Source organism: Achromobacter sp. SIMBA_011 (assembly GCF_046535435.1).
In the GTDB taxonomy this organism is placed as follows: Bacteria; Pseudomonadota; Gammaproteobacteria; order Burkholderiales; family Burkholderiaceae_B; genus Achromobacter; species Achromobacter dolens.
The window spans coordinates 1-259 of the sequence record NZ_JAWRWN010000740.1 but is presented as its reverse complement, the minus strand read 5'-3'; the positions used below and the strand labels follow the sequence as shown (position 1 = coordinate 259).

Genomic DNA, 259 nt, shown 5'->3' with positions numbered 1-259 from the left:
CATTGGCATATTCCTCCTGTCCGGGCCGTAGGAAGTCTTTGATCTGCTCGGTGTTCACCTGTGCATAATGCTTGTCGATCATCGCGAGTGACGTGCGGGTATTGCGTGCAACGTGGTGAACGGAAACGTTGTTGGCGAGCATCTGCGAGATATAGAAGTGCCGGAATGAATATGACGTGCGACGAACGCCGCGATTGTCCTTCTCCAACCCCGCCGCAATCAGCAAGGCGTTGAGGCTCTTCTTGAATGACAGGATGCG

General features: G+C 54.1%; 1 pseudogene. It reads right to left on the bottom strand.

The window, feature by feature from the left end:
- Positions 1 to 259, bottom strand: a pseudogene (locus SB816_RS32940) (hypothetical protein); the annotation flags it as partial.